The sequence below is a fragment of the Pseudomonas sp. NPDC090233 genome (assembly GCF_044772285.1).
Classification (GTDB): domain Bacteria; phylum Pseudomonadota; class Gammaproteobacteria; order Pseudomonadales; family Pseudomonadaceae; genus Aquipseudomonas.
On the sequence record NZ_JBIVYQ010000008.1, the window covers coordinates 171,797 to 188,715 of the forward strand.

16 protein-coding genes are annotated in these 16,919 nt (G+C 63.3%); 11 read left to right on the forward strand and 5 right to left on the reverse strand.

Features of this window, described 5'->3' with window-relative positions; translation table 11 throughout:
* Positions 1 to 68 precede the first annotated feature (68 nt).
* Positions 69 to 1,802 (forward strand): C13 family peptidase, encoded by a 1,734-nt coding sequence (locus ACIQUF_RS22565; RefSeq protein WP_403135631.1) that lies wholly within the window; start codon positions 69 to 71, stop codon positions 1,800 to 1,802.
* A 26-nt stretch (positions 1,803 to 1,828) separates the two neighbouring features.
* Positions 1,829 to 2,473, forward strand: a complete 645-nt coding sequence (locus ACIQUF_RS22570) for an oxidoreductase (protein WP_403135633.1) — start codon at positions 1,829 to 1,831, stop codon at positions 2,471 to 2,473.
* Between the two features lie 6 nt (positions 2,474 to 2,479).
* Here the strand turns inward: ACIQUF_RS22570 and ACIQUF_RS22575 are convergent, their stop codons facing one another.
* The 4 genes from ACIQUF_RS22575 to ACIQUF_RS22590 all read right to left on the reverse strand — a co-directional run bounded on the left by ACIQUF_RS22575 (position 2,480) and on the right by ACIQUF_RS22590 (position 6,698).
* Entirely contained in the window at positions 2,480 to 2,767 is a 288-nt protein-coding gene (locus tag ACIQUF_RS22575) for a YceK/YidQ family lipoprotein (RefSeq protein WP_403135635.1), read from the reverse strand.
* Positions 2,764 to 3,393 (reverse strand): flavin prenyltransferase UbiX, encoded by a 630-nt coding sequence (ubiX, locus tag ACIQUF_RS22580; RefSeq protein WP_403135637.1) that lies wholly within the window; start codon positions 3,391 to 3,393, stop codon positions 2,764 to 2,766. The genes ACIQUF_RS22575 and ubiX overlap by 4 nt, the downstream gene beginning before the upstream one ends.
* Positions 3,390 to 4,739, reverse strand: a complete 1,350-nt coding sequence (mpl, locus tag ACIQUF_RS22585) for a UDP-N-acetylmuramate:L-alanyl-gamma-D-glutamyl-meso-diaminopimelate ligase (RefSeq protein WP_403135640.1) — start codon at positions 4,737 to 4,739, stop codon at positions 3,390 to 3,392. Before mpl ends, ubiX begins: the two co-directional genes overlap by 4 nt.
* Before the next feature lie 66 nt (positions 4,740 to 4,805).
* On the reverse strand, positions 4,806 to 6,698 hold the full coding sequence (locus ACIQUF_RS22590) for a sigma-54-dependent Fis family transcriptional regulator (RefSeq protein WP_403135795.1): 1,893 nt from the start codon (positions 6,696 to 6,698) through the stop codon (positions 4,806 to 4,808).
* A gap of 256 nt (positions 6,699 to 6,954) precedes the next feature.
* Between ACIQUF_RS22590 and ACIQUF_RS22595 the strand changes: the two genes are divergently transcribed.
* From ACIQUF_RS22595 to ACIQUF_RS22635, 9 genes are all read left to right on the forward strand, one after another.
* The gene (locus tag ACIQUF_RS22595) at positions 6,955 to 8,475 is read left to right on the forward strand and encodes an aldehyde dehydrogenase family protein (RefSeq protein WP_403135643.1); all 1,521 of its coding nucleotides are present in this window, start codon (positions 6,955 to 6,957) and stop codon (positions 8,473 to 8,475) included.
* A 113-nt stretch (positions 8,476 to 8,588) separates the two neighbouring features.
* Positions 8,589 to 10,037, forward strand: coding sequence for an ethanolamine permease (gene eat, locus ACIQUF_RS22600; RefSeq protein WP_403135645.1), 1,449 nt, complete (start codon positions 8,589 to 8,591; stop codon positions 10,035 to 10,037).
* 49 nt (positions 10,038 to 10,086) lie between these two features.
* Positions 10,087 to 11,481, forward strand: coding sequence for an ethanolamine ammonia-lyase subunit EutB (locus ACIQUF_RS22605; RefSeq protein ID WP_403135648.1), 1,395 nt, complete (start codon positions 10,087 to 10,089; stop codon positions 11,479 to 11,481).
* 8 nt (positions 11,482 to 11,489) lie between these two features.
* The gene (gene eutC / locus ACIQUF_RS22610; RefSeq protein WP_403135650.1) at positions 11,490 to 12,308 is read left to right on the forward strand and encodes an ethanolamine ammonia-lyase subunit EutC; all 819 of its coding nucleotides are present in this window, start codon (positions 11,490 to 11,492) and stop codon (positions 12,306 to 12,308) included.
* 108 nt (positions 12,309 to 12,416) lie between these two features.
* Positions 12,417 to 12,875 (forward strand): GNAT family N-acetyltransferase, encoded by a 459-nt coding sequence (locus ACIQUF_RS22615; RefSeq protein WP_403135652.1) that lies wholly within the window; start codon positions 12,417 to 12,419, stop codon positions 12,873 to 12,875.
* A gap of 215 nt (positions 12,876 to 13,090) precedes the next feature.
* The gene (locus tag ACIQUF_RS22620) at positions 13,091 to 13,738 is read left to right on the forward strand and encodes a DedA family protein (protein ID WP_403135654.1); all 648 of its coding nucleotides are present in this window, start codon (positions 13,091 to 13,093) and stop codon (positions 13,736 to 13,738) included.
* Positions 13,739 to 13,746: 8 nt separating this feature from the next.
* Entirely contained in the window at positions 13,747 to 14,562 is an 816-nt protein-coding gene (locus ACIQUF_RS22625; RefSeq protein ID WP_403135656.1) for a zinc-dependent peptidase, read from the forward strand.
* 95 nt (positions 14,563 to 14,657) lie between these two features.
* Positions 14,658 to 15,185 (forward strand): inorganic diphosphatase, encoded by a 528-nt coding sequence (ppa, locus tag ACIQUF_RS22630; RefSeq protein ID WP_110737970.1) that lies wholly within the window; start codon positions 14,658 to 14,660, stop codon positions 15,183 to 15,185.
* 171 nt (positions 15,186 to 15,356) lie between these two features.
* Positions 15,357 to 16,058, forward strand: coding sequence for a helix-turn-helix transcriptional regulator (locus tag ACIQUF_RS22635; RefSeq protein WP_403135660.1), 702 nt, complete (start codon positions 15,357 to 15,359; stop codon positions 16,056 to 16,058).
* 398 nt (positions 16,059 to 16,456) lie between these two features.
* Here the strand turns inward: ACIQUF_RS22635 and ACIQUF_RS22640 are convergent, their stop codons facing one another.
* The gene (locus ACIQUF_RS22640; RefSeq protein WP_403135662.1) at positions 16,457 to 16,699 is read right to left on the reverse strand and encodes a hypothetical protein; all 243 of its coding nucleotides are present in this window, start codon (positions 16,697 to 16,699) and stop codon (positions 16,457 to 16,459) included.
* Between the last annotated feature and the right edge of the window lie 220 nt (positions 16,700 to 16,919).

A 16,919-nucleotide genomic window follows, 5' to 3' on the forward strand; every position in this document is an offset into this window, starting at 1 on the left:
CCTGCCATGGCTGTCTCATCCGCCCCATTCTGCGGCATACTCGGCAGACCTTTTGCCTGGATTGCGCCATGCGTGCTCTGCTGCCCCTCGCCCTGACCCTGATGCTCGCCGCCTGTGGCGATGGCGAAGCGCTGTCCCCTCCGGACGCGCGCCTGCCCGACGGCGGCCGCTACCGGGGCCAGGTAGTCGATGGCCTGCTGCAGGGCGAGGGGCGCATCGACTACCCCAACGGCAGCTGGTATGCCGGCGGCTTCAAGGACGGCCAATGGCACGGCCAGGGCGAATGGCACGGCAGCAATGGCGAAGTCTATCGCGGCCAGTTCGCCGCCGGCCTGTTTCAGGGCCTGGGCGAGCTGAGCACCCCCGGCAGCCACTACGCCGGCACTTTCAGCCACGGCCGCCGCGACGGTGAAGGCACGCTCAAACAGGTGGACCAGACCTACCGCGGCCAGTTCAAGGACGACCAGTACCATGGCGCGGGCGAGCTCGAACTGGCCGATGGCAGCCGCTACCAGGGCCTGTTCGCCAAGGGCAAGCCCAACGGTGCCGGCGTACGCAGCGATGCCAGCGGCAACCAGTTCAGCGGCCGCTTCGTCGATGGCCTGCTGCAAGGCAGCGGCACCTATGACAGCGTCGATGGCGAGCAGTACATCGGCGAGTTCAAAGACAATCGCCTGGAGGGCCGTGGCCGCTACGAGAACGCCGACGGCGATGTCTGGATTGGCGAATTCAAGGACGGCTCGCTGGTCGGCGAAGGCGAGCTGCTGGGCAGCGACGGCAGCCATTTCAAGGGCAGCTTCGTCGACTGGCGCCTGGCCGGCCAGGGCAGTCTGCAACTGCCCGACGGCAGCAAGTATGTCGGTGGTTTTGCAAACGACGCCTACCAGGGCCAGGGCAAGCTGACCCTGGCCAGCGGCAAGGTCGAAAGCGGTTATTGGGTCAACGGTGTGCGCGTGCGCGACCACAAGGGCAGATTGCTCCCAGACCCACTGGACCTGGCCCTGCTCAACCAGGGCAAGCTGCTGGACGAGGCCCTGGCGCGCGTGCCCCACTCCGCGCCGCCGATCCAACTGTACAGCCTGGTGGTCGCCGGTGACGGCCAGCAGAGCGTGTTCCTGCGTGAAGCCGACTATGTCAGCAACCTGCTCAAAGTACGCTTCGGCGCGCGCGGCCAGGTGACCCTGGTCAACCACCGCGACCAGATGGCCACCCGGCCCATGGCCACCCGCGAAAGCCTCACCCGCGCCGCCCGCACCCTCGCCGAACGCAGCGGCCCGGAAGACCTGGTGTTCATCTACCTGACCAGCCACGGCAGCCAGGACCACCAACTGGTGTTCGACCAGCCGCGCCTGCAGCTGGCCGACCTGTCCGCCGACGAGCTCGCCAGCGCCCTGGCGCCACTGAAGAACCGCGACAAGGTGATTGTCATCTCCGCCTGCTATTCCGGTGGCTACATAGCCCCGTTGAAAGATGAGCGCACCGTGATCATGACCGCCGCACGCGCCGATCGGGTGTCATTCGGCTGCTCGGAAGAGGCCGACTTCACCTACTTCGGCGATTCCCTGTTCGCCCAGGCGCTGAACCAGACCGACGACCTGAAACAGGCGTTTGAACTGGCACGCGCCAGCGTTGCCGAACGGGAAGGAAGAGAAGGTTTCGAAGCCTCCGAGCCACAAATCTGGGCGCCGCCCGCAGTACTGGCACACTGGCAGCAATTGCGCCAGCAGCAGGCCGAGGAAGCCTTACGTAATGCCGCACAGGCGACCGCTGGGGAGCAGGAAAAAAAGCCCGCCAGCCACTAAGCTGTGTGTAACACAGGAGAGACATCATGTACTTGACGCCTCAGCATGTCCTGCTTGCCGGAGCCACTGGCCTGACGGGTGAACACCTGCTGGACCGCCTGCTCAACGAGCCCACCATCAGCCGCGTGCTGGCGCCGACACGTCGGCCGCTGGCTGAACACCCGCACCTGGAAAACCCGGTCGGCGACCCTGCGGTGTTTCTGCCGCAGCTGGCCGGGCGGGTCGATATCGCCTACTGCTGCCTCGGTACCACCCTCAAGCAGGCCGGGTCTGAACAGGCGTTTCGCGCCGTCGACCTGGACATGGTTGTGGCGTTCAGCAAACGCGCACGGGAAATGGGGGCGCGCCATCTGTTGGTGGTCAGTGCCATTGGCGCCGATCCCAAGTCGACGATTTTCTACAACCGGGTCAAGGGTGAGATGGAGGAAGCGCTGAAGGCGCAGGACTGGCCGCAGCTGACCATCGTAAGGCCGTCGGTGCTGTTGGGCGATCGCATTCCGCCGCGCCTGGGGGAACAGCTGATTTCGCCGCTGTCCCGGCTGATTCCGGGCAAGTACCGCGGGATCGAGGCTTGCACCTTGGCCCGAGCGCTGTGGCGGCTGGCGCTGGAGGAAGAGGACGGGATTCGGGTGGTCGAGTCGGATGAATTGCGAAAATTAGGCAAGAAATGACGGCATTCAAAGGCCACCCGTAGCCTGAAAACCAACCCCTGCCGCTGTCAGCAACGACAGCGGCAAGAACAAGGTATCCAGCAGCATGCTCCCTGGCAGATCCAACCTCGGATAAGCCGGCGCCTCAGCACCAAAACGGTCCTTCGGGCAGCACCCGCCATTGATCACATACAAATCCAGCCGGGTCCCGGCATACACCACCGGCGCGCCTGGCTTGTTGGCATCCAGCGTGCGCACCGTGGCACAGCCGGTAAGCGCCAGCATCGCCAGCACACCGAGCAAAATACGCTTCAATCATCGGCCCCAAGATGATGCTCACCCCAACGCGGCAGCATGTCCTGCGGAATGCTCAGCAGATTGAGAATGCGCGCCACGACGAAATCGACCAGGTCGTCGATGGTCTGCGGCTGATGATAGAAACCTGGCGCCGCCGGCAGGATCACCGCGCCCATCTGTGACAGCTTGAGCATGTTCTCCAGGTGAATGGTCGAGAACGGCGCCTCGCGCGGCACCAGGATCAGCTGGCGACGCTCCTTGAGGGTCACATCGGCCGCACGCTCGATCAGGTTGTTGCAGGCACCGATGGCGATGGCCGACAGCGTGCCCGTGGAACAGGGCACAACCACCATGGCCGCCGGGGCGCCGGAGCCAGAAGCCACCGGCGACATCCAGTCTTCCTTGCCGTACACGCGAATCTGCCCATCGGCAGCCCCGGTGTATTCGGTCAGAAACGCCTGCATTGCCTGGGGCTTGGCCGGCAACACCACGTCGGTTTCGGTCGACATCACCAGCTGCGCGGCCTTGGAGATGAGAAAGTGCACCTCGCGGTCTTCGCGCACCAGGCAATCGAGCAGGCGCAGGCCATACTGCGCGCCAGAGGCGCCGGTCATGGCCAGGGTGATGCGTTCCGGCCCGCTCACTTCAGAGCCTCGGCCAACTTGCCGTGCAGGCCGCCGAAGCCGCCGTTGCTCATGATCACCACGTGGGTGCCCGGACGCGCCTGGCCCTTGACCCGGTCGATGATCGCTTCGAGGCTGTCTGCGACCACGCTCGGCACCTTGCACTGCGCCGCAGTGGCTGCAAGGTCCCAGCCCAGGTTGGCCGGCGCATACCAGATCACCTGGTCAGCATCATTGACGCTCTCCGGCAAGCCATCCCGGTGCGCGCCCAGTTTCATGGAGTTGGAACGCGGCTCGATGATGGCAATCACCGGCGCCTCGCCCACGCGCTTGCGCAGGCCGTCCAGGGTGGTGGCGATAGCGGTCGGGTGGTGGGCAAAATCGTCATAGATGGTCACGCCCTGTACTTCGGCGACCTTCTCCATCCGCCGCTTGACGCTCTTGAAGGCGCTCAGGCCTTCGATCGCCATGGCGGGCACCACGCCGACGTGGCGGGCAGCGGCCAACGTGGCCAGGGCGTTGGCGACGTTGTGTTGACCGGTCAGAGCCCAATCCACGACACCTTGCGCCTCACCCTCAAACAGCACTTCGAAGCGCGAGCCGTCTGCGCTGAGCAGGCGCGCCTGCCACTGGCCGCCAACACCTGTGGTTTGCACCGGGGTCCAGCAACCCATGCCGATCACGCGCTCCAACGCTTGCTCGGTGGTCGGGTGAATGACCAGGCCTTCGCTCGGAATCGTCCGCACCAGATGATGGAACTGCCGCTCGATGGATGCCAGGTCGGGAAAGATGTCCGCGTGATCGAACTCAAGGTTGTTGAGAATCGCGGTGCGCGGGTGGTAGTGCACGAACTTAGAACGTTTGTCGAAGAAGGCGCTGTCGTATTCGTCAGCCTCAACCACGAAGAACGGCGTGTCGCCCAGACGTGCCGACACCGAGAAATTCTGCGGCACGCCCCCGATCAGGAAGCCCGGGCTCATGCCCGCATGTTCCAAGACCCAGGCGAGCATGCTGCTGGTGGTGGTCTTGCCGTGAGTACCGGCCACGGCCAGTACCCAACGGCCCTGCAGCACGTGATCAGCCAGCCACTGCGGACCGGACACATAAGGCAAGCCCTTGTTCAGGACGTATTCCACCGCCGGGTTGCCCCGCGACATGGCATTGCCGATCACCACCAGATCCGGCGACGGCTCCAGCTGGGCGGGGTCATAGCCCTGGGTCAGCTCGATGCCCTGGGCTTCGAGCTGGGTGCTCATGGGCGGATAAACGTTGGCATCCGAGCCGGTGACGCGATGGCCGAGCTCTTTGGCCAGCACGGCCAGCGAACCCATGAAAGTGCCGCAAATACCGAGAATGTGAATATGCATGGTCGACCTCGCAAAACATCGAGGCAGGTTAGCCCAGGGCGCAAAAAATCGCACCCGCTGTTTCGCTCAGGCGCCCCTGGCGATGCCGTGTTTGCGCAGTTTTCGATACAAGGTATTGCGGCTGATGCCCAAGTGCTCGGCGACACGGGTCAGGTGCCAGCGGTTTGCCTCCAGGGTGGACAGCAGGGCCTGACGCTCAGCCTCTTCCAGGCATCCAGGAATGCTTTTGTGGGAGCAGGCCCCATGGCCGCTGATAATTGCCGGCAGATCCGCAAATGTGACGAGACAATTCTCACACAGCGCCACCAGCGTGCGCAGCACATTGCGCATCTGCCGCACATTACCCGGCCAGGCAAAATCCAGCAGCGCCTGGCGCGCCCTCGATTCGAGCTCGATCACCTGGCCCTGCGCCTCCTGGCGCAGCAGAAAGTCCAGCAACTGAGCCTTGTCACTGCGCTCACGTATCGCCGGCAAGGCGACTTCCAGGCCATTGAGCCGGTAATACAGATCTTCTCGGAAGCTCCCCTGCTCCACTCGTTCCAGCAAGTCCCGGTGAGTCGCACTGACGATGCGCACATCCACCGCCTGTGGCTCACCCCCGATCGGCACCACCTGACGTTCTTCCAGCACCCGCAACAGGCGAGTCTGCAGCGCCAGCGGCATATCGCCAATCTCATCCAGCAGCAGCGTGCCACCATCGGCCTGCAGCAGCTTGCCACGCATGCCTTCCTTGCGCGCGCCGGTAAAGCTGCCGCCGCGATAACCAAACAGCTCGCTCTCGATCAGGCTTTCCGGGATCGAGGCACAGTTGACCGCCACGAACGGCTTGCCGCGACGCTGACTGGCCTGGTGCACGGCCTGGGCGAAGGCCTCTTTACCGCAACCGGTTTCGCCACTCAACAGCAGCGGCACATCCCGTTCGAACACCCGCACGGCACGACGGAAGTCATTCTGCAGCGCCGGGTCCAGCAGGCAGATGCCCGGCGCTTCTTCATGCCGGGCCTGAGGCAGACTGACCGGCACCGACCACACAGGCGCTTTCGCCTGACCCCGCAGGCTGGCGAACACCTGACGACCATCGCGGGTGTACAGCGGCCAGGCGGGGCTGCCGTTGGGCATGGCGCGGCTGAACAGTTCGTCATGGTTGCAGGCGAAGAACCGCTCCAGCGGCTTGCCCAGCACGCCGCCACGCACAGTACCCAGCAGGTTGAGAGCGCTCTGGTTGGCCGCACAGATGCGACCCTCGCCATCGAACGCCAGCAGTCCTTCGCTGAACAGCCCCACCGATTCGGCCTGAAGATGGAAGCGCAGCAGCCACTGCTGCTCGAAATGGCGCAGGAAATAACAACTCTCGATCATCTTGGCCGAGAGGTTGACCAGGGCCATTGTGTGGAACTGGCTCTGGCGCGAAACATCCGGCCGCGCCGAAGACACATCGAGCACGCCCAGCAACTCGCCATGCGGGTCGAACACCGGGCTGGCCGAGCAGGTCAGCCCGGTATGGCGACCGCGAAAATGTTCGTTCTGATGGATGGTCAGGGCCTGGCGCTCGACCAGGCAGGTGCCGATGCCATTGGTGCCCTCGCTGGCCTCGCTCCAGTCGGCGCCCAACCATAGCCCGGCGCGCTCGAAGATGCGCCGCTCGCTGGGCGCGGTCACACAGTTGAGGATCACCCCGCGGGCGTCGGTCAGCAGCACCGCGTGGCCAGCGCCGCTGAGCTGTTGATGGAGGCTATTCATTTCAGTGTCAGCGATCTGCAGCACCTGGCGCAGGCGCTCGCGGCTTTCCAGCAACCGGCCATGCTCAAGCACCACGGGTGCGGCCTGCATCGAAGGGTCGAGGTGGTAGTCCTCCAGGCAGCGTAGCCAGGAGCGGGCGATGGACGGGTCGCTGCCGCCCTCGCCATGGGCCACGGTATGCACCTGCTGGGCATGACGGCTGAGGTGGTTGCTCTGCATGGGTTGTTGTTCTCCGCAGATGAAGCCTGCCATCAGCATCCTCCACCCGCACAGGCTTTGCAACGCACCACCCTGGCGCGTGTCGCAAACGGCACAAAGTGTCACCCCAAACGTGCCAGCACCGGTACATAAGCCTTCAGCTTTTTTTACAGAAATGAGCTAAGCCATTGATTCAACTAGGCGCCCCGACGCTGGCCCGACCTTTGCTCTACGCTTTTCAACTCCTCAACAAACACAATTAACCAGGAGACACACCATGCGTTATGCACATCCCGGTACCGAAGGCGCGAAGGTTTCCTTCAAGAGCCGCTACGGCAACTTCATCGGTGGTGAGTTCGTAGCTCCGGTCAAGGGGCAGTATTTCGAAAACACCTCCCCGGTGAATGGCAAGCTGATCGCAGAATTTCCCCGCTCCACTGCCGAAGACATCGACAAGGCACTCGACGCCGCCCACGCTGCCGCCGACGCCTGGGGCCGCACCTCCGTGCAGGACCGCTCCAACGTGCTGCTGAAGATCGCCGACCGTATCGAGCAGAACCTCGAAGTCCTGGCCATCACCGAAACCTGGGACAACGGCAAGCCAATCCGTGAAACCCTCAACGCCGACATCCCGCTGGCAGTCGACCACTTCCGCTATTTCGCCGGTTGCATCCGCGCCCAGGAAGGCGGCGCCGCAGAAATCAACGAAGGCACCGTGGCCTATCACATCCATGAGCCGTTGGGCGTGGTCGGGCAGATCATCCCGTGGAACTTCCCGATCCTGATGGCCGCCTGGAAGCTCGCCCCGGCCCTGGCCGCCGGCAACTGCGTGGTACTCAAGCCGGCCGAACAAACGCCACTGGGCATCACCGTGCTGGTCGAGCTGATCGGCGACCTGCTGCCACCTGGCGTGCTCAACGTAGTGCAAGGCTATGGCCGCGAGGCCGGTGAAGCGCTGGCCACCAGCAAGCGCATCGCCAAGATCGCCTTCACCGGCTCCACCCCGGTCGGCTCGCACATCATGAAATGCGCCGCCGAGAACATCATCCCATCCACCGTCGAACTGGGCGGCAAATCGCCGAACGTGTACTTCGAAGACATCATGCAGGCCGAGCCGAGCTTCATTGAGAAGGCCGCCGAAGGCATGGTGCTGGCGTTCTTCAACCAGGGCGAAGTGTGCACCTGCCCATCGCGGGCGCTGGTGCAGGAGTCGATCTACCCGCAGTTCATGGAAGTGGTGATGAAGAAGGTCCTGCAGATCAAGCGCGGCGACCCGCTCGACACCGACACCATGGTCGGCGCCCAGGCCTCGCAGCAGCAGTTCGAGAAGATCCTCTCCTACTTGCAGATTGCCCAGGACGAAGGTGCCGAACTGCTCACCGGCGGCAAGGTCGAGAAGCTCGAAGGCTCGCTGGCCACCGGTTACTACATCCAGCCGACCCTGCTCAAGGGCAACAACAAGATGCGCGTGTTCCAGGAAGAAATCTTCGGCCCGGTGGTCAGCGTCACCACCTTCAAGGACGAAGCCGAAGCCCTGGCCATCGCCAACGACACCGAGTTCGGCCTCGGCGCCGGCGTGTGGACCCGCGACATCAACCGCGCCTACCGCATGGGCCGTGGCATCAAGGCCGGCCGCGTGTGGACCAACTGCTACCACCTGTACCCGGCGCATGCCGCGTTCGGTGGCTACAAGAAGTCCGGCGTGGGGCGTGAAACCCACAAGATGATGCTCGACCACTACCAGCAGACCAAGAACCTGCTGGTGAGCTATGACATCAACCCGCTGGGCTTCTTCTAAGCCCATCAGCAGAGCGGTTCGCGTGCACGAACCGCTCTGGCTCGCTTTCTGCAGTACTTATCACCATCGGCCCGGAACCCCTCCGGCCACCAAGAAAAACAACAGGTGAATCTATGCCAAGCGATCAATCCGCCGGCACGCCGGCAGGTGCATCCGTCGACTTCGAAAAGGTCGGCTCGGACTATTTCCAGCAACGTGAACTGAAAAAAGGCGCCGCCGGCTGGGTGCTGCTGGTGGGCCTAGGCGTGGCCTACGTGATTTCCGGCGACTACGCCGGCTGGAACTTCGGCCTGGCCCAGGGCGGCTGGGGCGGCATGTTCCTCGCCACCTTGCTGATGGCCACCATGTACCTGTGCATGTGCTTCTCGCTGGCCGAGCTGTCCTCGATGATCCCCACCGCAGGCGGTGGCTACGGCTTCGCCCGCAGCGCCTTCGGGCCTTGGGGCGGGTTTCTCACCGGCACGGCGATCCTCATCGAGTACGCCATCGCCCCGGCGGCCATCGCCGTGTTCATCGGCGCCTATTGCCAGTCACTGTTCGGCATCGGCGGCTGGATGATCTACCTGGCGTTCTACATCGTCTTCATCGGCATCCACATTTTTGGCGTCGGTGAAGCCCTGAAACTGATGTTCATCATCACCGCCGTGGCCGCCATCGCCCTGGCTGTCTTCCTGGTGGGCATGGTGCCCCATTTTGATGCAGCGAACCTGTTCGACATCGCCCAAACCGATGCGGTCGGCGCCAGCAGCTTCCTGCCCTTCGGCTACGTCGGCGTGTGGGCGGCCATCCCCTACGCGATCTGGTTCTTCCTGGCCGTCGAAGGCGTGCCGCTGGCCGCTGAAGAGACCAAGAACCCGAAACGCGACCTGCCGCGCGGCTTGATCGGTGCGATGCTGGTGCTGCTGGCCTTCGCGTTGTTGATTCTGGTGGTTGGCCCAGGTGGTGCAGGCTCAGAAGCGCTGAAAGCCTCCGGCAACCCACTGGTCGAGGCACTTTCCAAGGCATACGGCGGCTCTACCTGGATGGGCAGCTTCGTCAACCTGGTCGGGTTGGCTGGCCTGATCGCCAGCTTCTTCTCGATCATCTATGCCTATTCACGGCAGATCTTCGCGCTGTCCCGCGCGGGTTACCTGCCGCGCAAACTCTCCGAAACCAACAAGAGCAAGGCCCCGGTGCTGGCCCTGATCATCCCCGGCATCATCGGTTTCGCCTTGTCGTTGACCGGCCAGGGCGACCTGTTGATCCTGGTCGCGGTGTTCGGCGCCACGCTGTCCTATGTGCTGATGATGGCCGCGCACATCACCTTGCGCATCCGTCGGCCAAAAATGGAACGCCCCTACCGCACCCCCGGCGGCATCATCACTTCAGGCGTGGCGCTGGTGCTGGCTTGCATTGCCGTGGTCGCAGGCTTCCTGGTCGACCCGCGGGTGGTAATTGGCGCCGCCGTGATCTATGCCGTATTGATCGCCTACTTTGCGTTCTACAGCCGCCACCACCTGGTCGCGGGCACACCGGAAGAGGAATTCGCCGCGATCCAGAAGGCCGAAGAGGCCTTGCACTGATCGCCGACACCCGCCGCAGCCACCGGCTGCGGCGCTCTGGAGATTCTGTATGGCAAGTTTCGTACACACGGTAGGCCACCTGGTCTACCGCTTCGACAGCCTCAAGGACGTCATGGCCAAGGCCAGCCCGGCACGTTCCGGCGACTACCTGGCGGGCGTCGCCGCGGCCAACGACGGTGAACGGGTGGCAGCACAGATGGCCCTGGCCAATATCCCGCTAAGCCATTTTCTGACTGAAGCGCTGATCCCTTACGAGCAGGACGAAGTTACCCGCCTGATCATCGACACTCATGACGCCCAGGCCTTCGCCCCGGTCAGCCACCTGACCGTGGGCGGCCTGCGTGACTGGCTGCTCGGCGACGAAGCCGACGAGCACAGCCTGCGCGCCCTGGCACCTGGCCTGACCCCGGAAATGGCCGCCGCCGTATCGAAGATCATGCGTGTGCAGGACCTGGTGCTGGTGGCGCAGAAGATCCGCGTGGTCACCCAATTTCGCGGCACCATGGGCCTGCGCGGGCGCCTGTCAACCCGCCTGCAGCCCAACCACCCCACCGACGAGCCGGCCGGGATCGCCGCCAGCATCCTCGACGGCCTGTTGTACGGCAACGGCGACGCCATGATCGGCATCAACCCGGCCACCGACAGCATTGCCTCGATCTGCGCCCTGCTGGAAATGCTCGACGCCATCATCCAGCGCTACGACATCCCCACCCAGGCCTGCGTGCTGACCCACGTCACCACCTCGATCGAAGCGATCAACCGTGGCGTGCCACTGGACCTGGTGTTCCAGTCGATCGCCGGCACCGAAGCGGCCAACGCCGGCTTTGGCATCAACCTCAACGTGCTGCAGGAAGGTTACGAGGCTGGCCTGTCGCTCAAGCGCGGCACCCTCGGGCAGAACCTGATGTATTTCGAAACCGGCCAGGGCAGCGCCCTGTCGGCCAACGCCCACCACGGCGTCGACCAGCAGACCTGCGAAACCCGCGCCTACGCCGTGGCCCGCCATTTCAAGCCGTTTCTGGTCAACACCGTGGTCGGGTTCATCGGCCCGGAGTACCTGTACAACGGCAAGCAGATCATCCGCGCCGGCCTTGAAGACCACTTCTGCGGCAAGCTGCTCGGCGTGCCGATGGGCTGCGACATCTGCTACACCAACCACGCCGAAGCCGACCAGGACGACATGGACACCCTGCTGACCCTGCTGGGCGTGGCCGGGATTAACTTCATCATGGGCATACCCGGCTCCGACGACATCATGCTCAACTACCAGACCACCTCGTTCCATGACGCGCTGTACGCGCGCCAGACCCTGGGCCTCAAGCCGGGGCCGGAGTTCGAGGCCTGGCTGCAGCGCACCGGCATCTTCACCCAGGCCGATGGCCGCGTGCGCTTTGGCGACAACCTGCCGCCGGCGTTCCGCCAGGCCTTGGCGCAGCTTGCATAAGGATGACCATGGCAGACCGTACTCCCATCCCCGACAATCCCTGGCAGGCCCTGCGCGACCTGACCCCGGCGCGTATCGCCCTGGGCCGCTGCGGCACCAGCCTTCCGACCGGGGCGCAGCTGGATTTCCAATTCGCCCACGCCCAGGCGCGTGACGCCGTGCACCTGGCTTTCGACCACCAGACCCTGACCGAACAGCTCAAAGGCCGTGGCCGCGACAGCCTGGTGCTGCACAGTGCCGCCAGCGATCGCCATCAGTACTTGCAACGTCCTGATTTGGGGCGGCGCCTGAATGACGATTCGGCCGAACAGCTACGCCAGCATGCCCAGGCCAACCCAGGCGGGTTCGACCTGGCCATCGTGGTCGCCGACGGCCTCTCGGCGCTGGCCGTGCACCGCCATACCCTGCCGTTTCTGGCCCGCTTCGAAGAGCAGGCCGCCGCTGATGGCTGGAGCAGCGCTCCAGTGATATTGGTGGAGCAAGGCCGCGTGGCGGTGGCCGACGAAGTGGGCCAATTGCTCGGCGCGCGCATGACCGTGATGCTGATCGGCGAGCGGCCAGGCCTGAGCTCACCCGACAGCCTGGGCCTGTACTTCACCTATGCGCCGAAGGTCGGCCTGACCGACGCCTACCGCAACTGCATCTCCAACGTTCGCCTGGAAGGTCTCAGTTACGGCATGGCTGCGCACCGCCTGCTATACCTGATGCGCGAGGCCTGCCGTCGGCAGTTGTCCGGCGTGAACCTGAAGGATGAAGCAGAGGTCCATACCCTCGACAGTGAAAACACCCCCAATCAGAAAGGTAACTTCCTGCTCGGCAAAGGGTAAACAACATGTCACGGAAGGCGGATTGCGCTTCTGGCCGGCATTGGGCAGCATAAGTTTCGAAGCTGCTGGCATTCCGCCGTCTCCCCAAATGGACTCTGAGGGCCGCACATGCGCATCATCAAGGCAACCCTGGAACACCTCGACCTGATTACCCCGCTGTTCGTCCGCTACCGTGAGTTCTATGGGCAGCTGCCGTATCCGGACAGCTCGCGCAAATTTCTGGAAACGCGCCTGAAACGCGGCGAGTCGGTCATTTATCTGGCACTGCCGGATGACGACAATGACAAGCTGCTGGGCTTCTGCCAGCTGTACCCGAGCTTCTCGTCGTTGTCGCTGAAGCGGGTGTGGATTCTCAACGATATTTTCGTGGCCGAAGATTCGCGGCGCATGCTGGTGGCCGACCACTTGATGCGTGAGGCCAAGAAGATGGCCAAGGACACCCAGGCGGTGCGCATGCGGGTGTCGACCAGCGCCGACAACGAGGTGGCGCGCAAGACCTATGAATCCATCGGGTTTCGCAAGGATACCGAGTTCGAAAACTACATTCTGCCGATCATCCAGGACTAGCCTGCACCGGCCTCTTCGCGGCTAAGGCCGCTCCCACTGTGGGAGCGGCTTTAGCCGCGAAGAGGCCAGCACTGCCCCCAGTAACCCCCCGCTACAATCTCTCCGGGCATCATTCCTACATAGCCGTATAATGCCCTCTCCTGACATGTGTGAAAAATTACCCTCCCGCAGGTCCGCGTGCCCGTAGCTGCGGGTCAAGAACACAGGTGCTGTACATGGAATTCAACCCGCTGGACCTCATCCTGCATCTCGATGCCTACCTCGACCTGCTGGTCACCAACTACGGCCCCTGGATCTACGCCATCCTGTTCACCGTGATTTTTTGCGAGACCGGCCTTGTGGTGATGCCCTTCCTGCCGGGCGATTCGCTGCTATTTATCGCAGGTGCCGTGGCCGCCGGCGGCGGCATGGATCCGGTATTGCTGGCAGGCCTGCTGATGGCCGCGGCGATCATGGGCGACAGCACCAACTACGTGATCGGACGAACGGCGGGTGAACGGCTGTTCAACAACCCCAACTCGAAAATCTTCCGCCGCGATTACCTGCAGCGCACCCACGAATTCTATGAGCGCCATGGCGGCAAGACCGTCACCCTGGCGCGCTTCCTGCCGATCCTGCGCACCTTCGCGCCGTTCGTCGCCGGTATCGCTCACATGCATTACCCGCGTTTCCTGGGCTTCAGCGTCGCCGGTTCGATCCTGTGGGTCGGCGGCCTGGTCACCCTCGGCTACTTCTTTGGCAATGTGCCCTTCATCAAGCAGCACCTGTCGCTGATGGTGGTCGCCATCATCTTCCTGTCGCTGGTGCCGATGGTCCTCGGCCTGCTGCGCGGCCGCCTGAGCCGCACGGCCAAGGCACACTGACAACGTCCATGTGGTCCTTCAGCGCCTGGCGGCGCAAGCGCACCCTGGCGCGCTACCCGGTGGATCCGCAGCAATGGCAGGCGGTGCGCGAACGCCTGCCGATGCTCGACGGCATCAGCGACGACGAAGACCGCTGGCTGCGCGATGCCTGCATCCTGTTCCTGCTCGACAAGCACCTGACCACCCTGCCCGGGGTCGAATTGGGCGATGAACAGCGCCTGTTCCTCGCCGCCCAGGCCCAGCTGCCACTGCTGCACCTGGGCGAGCTGAACTGGTACCAGGGCTTCCACGAGATCATCCTCTACCCCGACGACTTCAAAAGCCCCCAGCGCCACCGCGACGCCAGCGGCGTGGAACATGTGTGGGATGCCGAGCACAGCGGCGAGGCCTGGCAGCAAGGCCCGGTGATCATGGCCTGGGCCGGGGTGCTGAGCAGTGGCGGTTGGGAGGCCTATAACCTGGTGATCCACGAACTGGCACACAAGCTCGACATGCTCAATGGCGATGCCAACGGTCTGCCGCCGCTGCACGCGGGCATGCAGGTGCAAGCCTGGGCCACGGCCATGCAGCAGGCCTATGACGACCTCAACCGCCAGCTGGACGCAGACCCCGACGCCGAGACTGCCATCGACCCTTACGCGGCTGAGAACCCAGCAGAATTCTTTGCCGTCAGCAGCGAATACTTTTTCAGCGCCCCCGACCTGCTGAAACAAGCTTATCCACAGGTGTACCAGCAGCTCGCGCTGTTCTACCGCCAGGACCCGCTGGCGCGCCTGACCCGCTTGCAGGCCGAACACCCGGACTATCGCCAAAGCCACGCCTGACGCGCCCGCGCATCAGGTGGGGCGTGGCATGCAGGGGCGGAATGTGCCTATAATCGCCGCCACTTTTTTCTGATCAGACACGGGGGCACTGCCCAATGAGCTACAGCAAGATTCCGGCTGGCAAAGACCTGCCGAACGACATCTACGTCGCCATCGAGATCCCGGCCAACCACGCGCCGATCAAGTACGAAATCGACAAGGACAGCGACGCCCTGTTCGTCGACCGCTTCATGGCCACCCCGATGTTCTACCCGGCCAACTACGGCTACATCCCGAACACCCTGGCCGACGACGGTGATCCGCTGGACGTGCTGGTCGTTACCCCGTACCCGGTTGCTCCAGGTTCGGTCATCCGCGCTCGCCCGGTCGGCATCCTGAACATGACCGACGACGGTGGCGGCGACGCCAAGGTCATCGCTGTTCCACACGACAAGCTGTCGCAGCTGTACGTCGACGTGAAGGAATACACCGACCTACCAGCTCTGCTGATCCAGCAGATCGAGCACTTCTTCGCGAACTACAAAGATCTCGAGAAGGGCAAGTGGGTCAAGATCGAAGGCTGGGACGGCGCCGACGCCGCCCGCGCCGCGATCACCAAATCGGTCGCTGCCTACAAGGGCTGATACCGGTTGCAGAAAGCCCCGCCTCGGCGGGGTTTTTTATGGGCGCTCGGCTGGAAGTAAAAAATCCTACGCAGTCCTAATCCAGTGCCCTACAACGAATCCCTTTTCGCACAGGTCGAGTCAACATCCGGTTCATTTCCCTGCTGGCACACCGCCGCTAGACTCGGCCGAATGAACAGATCCGGTGACCGCTTAAAGGCCCTGCTTCACGAATGTGGCCTGACCCCATCCGACTTCGCCGCCCAGCGCCGAGTGACACCTCAGCACGTCAACAATTGGTTCAAACGCGGCATCCCCCTGGCCCGCCTCGATGAGCTGGCCGACCTGTTCTGCGTCCAGCGCCGCTGGCTGCGCAGCGGCGAAGGCCCCAAGCACCCCAGTTCGATTCGCCGCAGCATCGCCGTGCAGCCCGCGTGGGAAGATTCGCCAACCTCGCTGCTGACACCAGCGACGCAGTTTGTGCAGGTGCCGTATCAAGAAGTGCGTGATGGCCGGCTCGTCTCCGTCGACAACCATTACCTGCAGCTTCCGGCTCAAGCATTACAAACCCTGGACGTGATAGTGAACAATGCGGCCTGCCTGGCCATGCCCAGCAACAACATGGCACCTTGGATCCCCCGCGACGCGATCCTGGCCATCGACCTCAGCCAGACCCAGGTCATAGACGGAGAAACCTACGCCCTGCTGCATAACGGCACCCTCAGGGTGAACAGCCTGAGCCTGGGCCACAACGGCACCCTATGCCTGCACAGTCACGACCGGCGCAATTACACCGTGGAACGCTTCACCCCTGCCCAGCGCCAGGCGCAACACCTGCAAATCCTCGGCTGGGTATTCCATTGGTCGCATTTCCGCCAGCACCGCCCTGGTTGAAACACCCTGTGCCATTTTTTGCTGGGCATCCTCCCTCGGCCCTTGTATGCTACGCCGCACATTCAGCCCAGGCCCGCGCAAGCCGCGATCCAGAGGGCTCGGCAGCGTTCCACACGAGCGTTCGCCATCTCTTCCAGGCCCTTGCTGGCCACACAGTTAAGGCGGTTGCGGCTTACCATAAATTAGCCGGAAGCGTCCCCGAGAAGCCGGCCACAAGCCGGCTTTTTAATGCCTGTTTGATGGCAAAGTGATTGTGATCATTGATTGATTTCCCCGAATTTTTGCTGCTCTGGCTGGCCTCATCGCGGCTGAAGCCGCTCCTACAGAGGATTGCGCGGTCCCTGTAGGAGCGGCTTCAGCCGCGATGAGGCCAGCCTGAGCAACGCATCACTACAGCCTCAATGCCGAGTCTTCGGCCCAACCGGCATCTGCACCTGAATCAGCGCCGATTCGAGCAAGGCCCGCAGTGCCTCCATTTCATGGATCGAGGCCATCATCAAGATCGACGCGGGGGATTTGGGCTGCAGCAGAAGCGCCTGATGGACGACCGTCGCCGCGCACAGCGCGTAGTCCGTGGCCTGGATCAGGGTGTCTTCGAGGGAATGAAAGTCGTGGGGTGGATCGGGGACAATTTTAAGCATGCTGTAATCTCGTCTGTGCCCTGAAGGACCACCACGACATCACTTGCATTTGATGGGTGGCGGCTACGTACGGGTCTGCAAGACCGGACAGACGATTAAACCGGCAGATCCGAAGATCTCCCGCACGCAGCCACCATTGACCGAGGTTGCCAGAAGGCAAATCGGGTAGCGGTTGTAATCGTCTGGCGGGCTTGCAGGCCCGGTCGCTGCTTCAACAACG

What these genes read in the sequence shown, in the direction of transcription:
- ACIQUF_RS22565 (WP_403135631.1), top strand. Translation starts at nt 69, where the DNA reads ATGCGTGCTCTGCTGCCCCTCGCCCTGACCCTGATGCTCGCCGCCTGT.
- ACIQUF_RS22570 (WP_403135633.1), top strand. Translation starts at nt 1,829, where the DNA reads ATGTACTTGACGCCTCAGCATGTCCTGCTTGCCGGAGCCACTGGCCTG.
- mpl (WP_403135640.1), bottom strand. Translation starts at nt 4,739, where the DNA reads ATGCATATTCACATTCTCGGTATTTGCGGCACTTTCATGGGTTCGCTG.
- ACIQUF_RS22590 (WP_403135795.1), bottom strand. Translation starts at nt 6,698, where the DNA reads ATGCAGAGCAACCACCTCAGCCGTCATGCCCAGCAGGTGCATACCGTG.
- ACIQUF_RS22595 (WP_403135643.1), top strand. Translation starts at nt 6,955, where the DNA reads ATGCGTTATGCACATCCCGGTACCGAAGGCGCGAAGGTTTCCTTCAAG.
- eat (WP_403135645.1), top strand. Translation starts at nt 8,589, where the DNA reads ATGCCAAGCGATCAATCCGCCGGCACGCCGGCAGGTGCATCCGTCGAC.
- ACIQUF_RS22605 (WP_403135648.1), top strand. Translation starts at nt 10,087, where the DNA reads ATGGCAAGTTTCGTACACACGGTAGGCCACCTGGTCTACCGCTTCGAC.
- eutC (WP_403135650.1), top strand. Translation starts at nt 11,490, where the DNA reads ATGGCAGACCGTACTCCCATCCCCGACAATCCCTGGCAGGCCCTGCGC.
- ACIQUF_RS22615 (WP_403135652.1), top strand. Translation starts at nt 12,417, where the DNA reads ATGCGCATCATCAAGGCAACCCTGGAACACCTCGACCTGATTACCCCG.
- ACIQUF_RS22620 (WP_403135654.1), top strand. Translation starts at nt 13,091, where the DNA reads ATGGAATTCAACCCGCTGGACCTCATCCTGCATCTCGATGCCTACCTC.
- ACIQUF_RS22625 (WP_403135656.1), top strand. Translation starts at nt 13,747, where the DNA reads ATGTGGTCCTTCAGCGCCTGGCGGCGCAAGCGCACCCTGGCGCGCTAC.
- ppa (WP_110737970.1), top strand. Translation starts at nt 14,658, where the DNA reads ATGAGCTACAGCAAGATTCCGGCTGGCAAAGACCTGCCGAACGACATC.
- ACIQUF_RS22635 (WP_403135660.1), top strand. Translation starts at nt 15,357, where the DNA reads ATGAACAGATCCGGTGACCGCTTAAAGGCCCTGCTTCACGAATGTGGC.
- ACIQUF_RS22640 (WP_403135662.1), bottom strand. Translation starts at nt 16,699, where the DNA reads ATGCTTAAAATTGTCCCCGATCCACCCCACGACTTTCATTCCCTCGAA.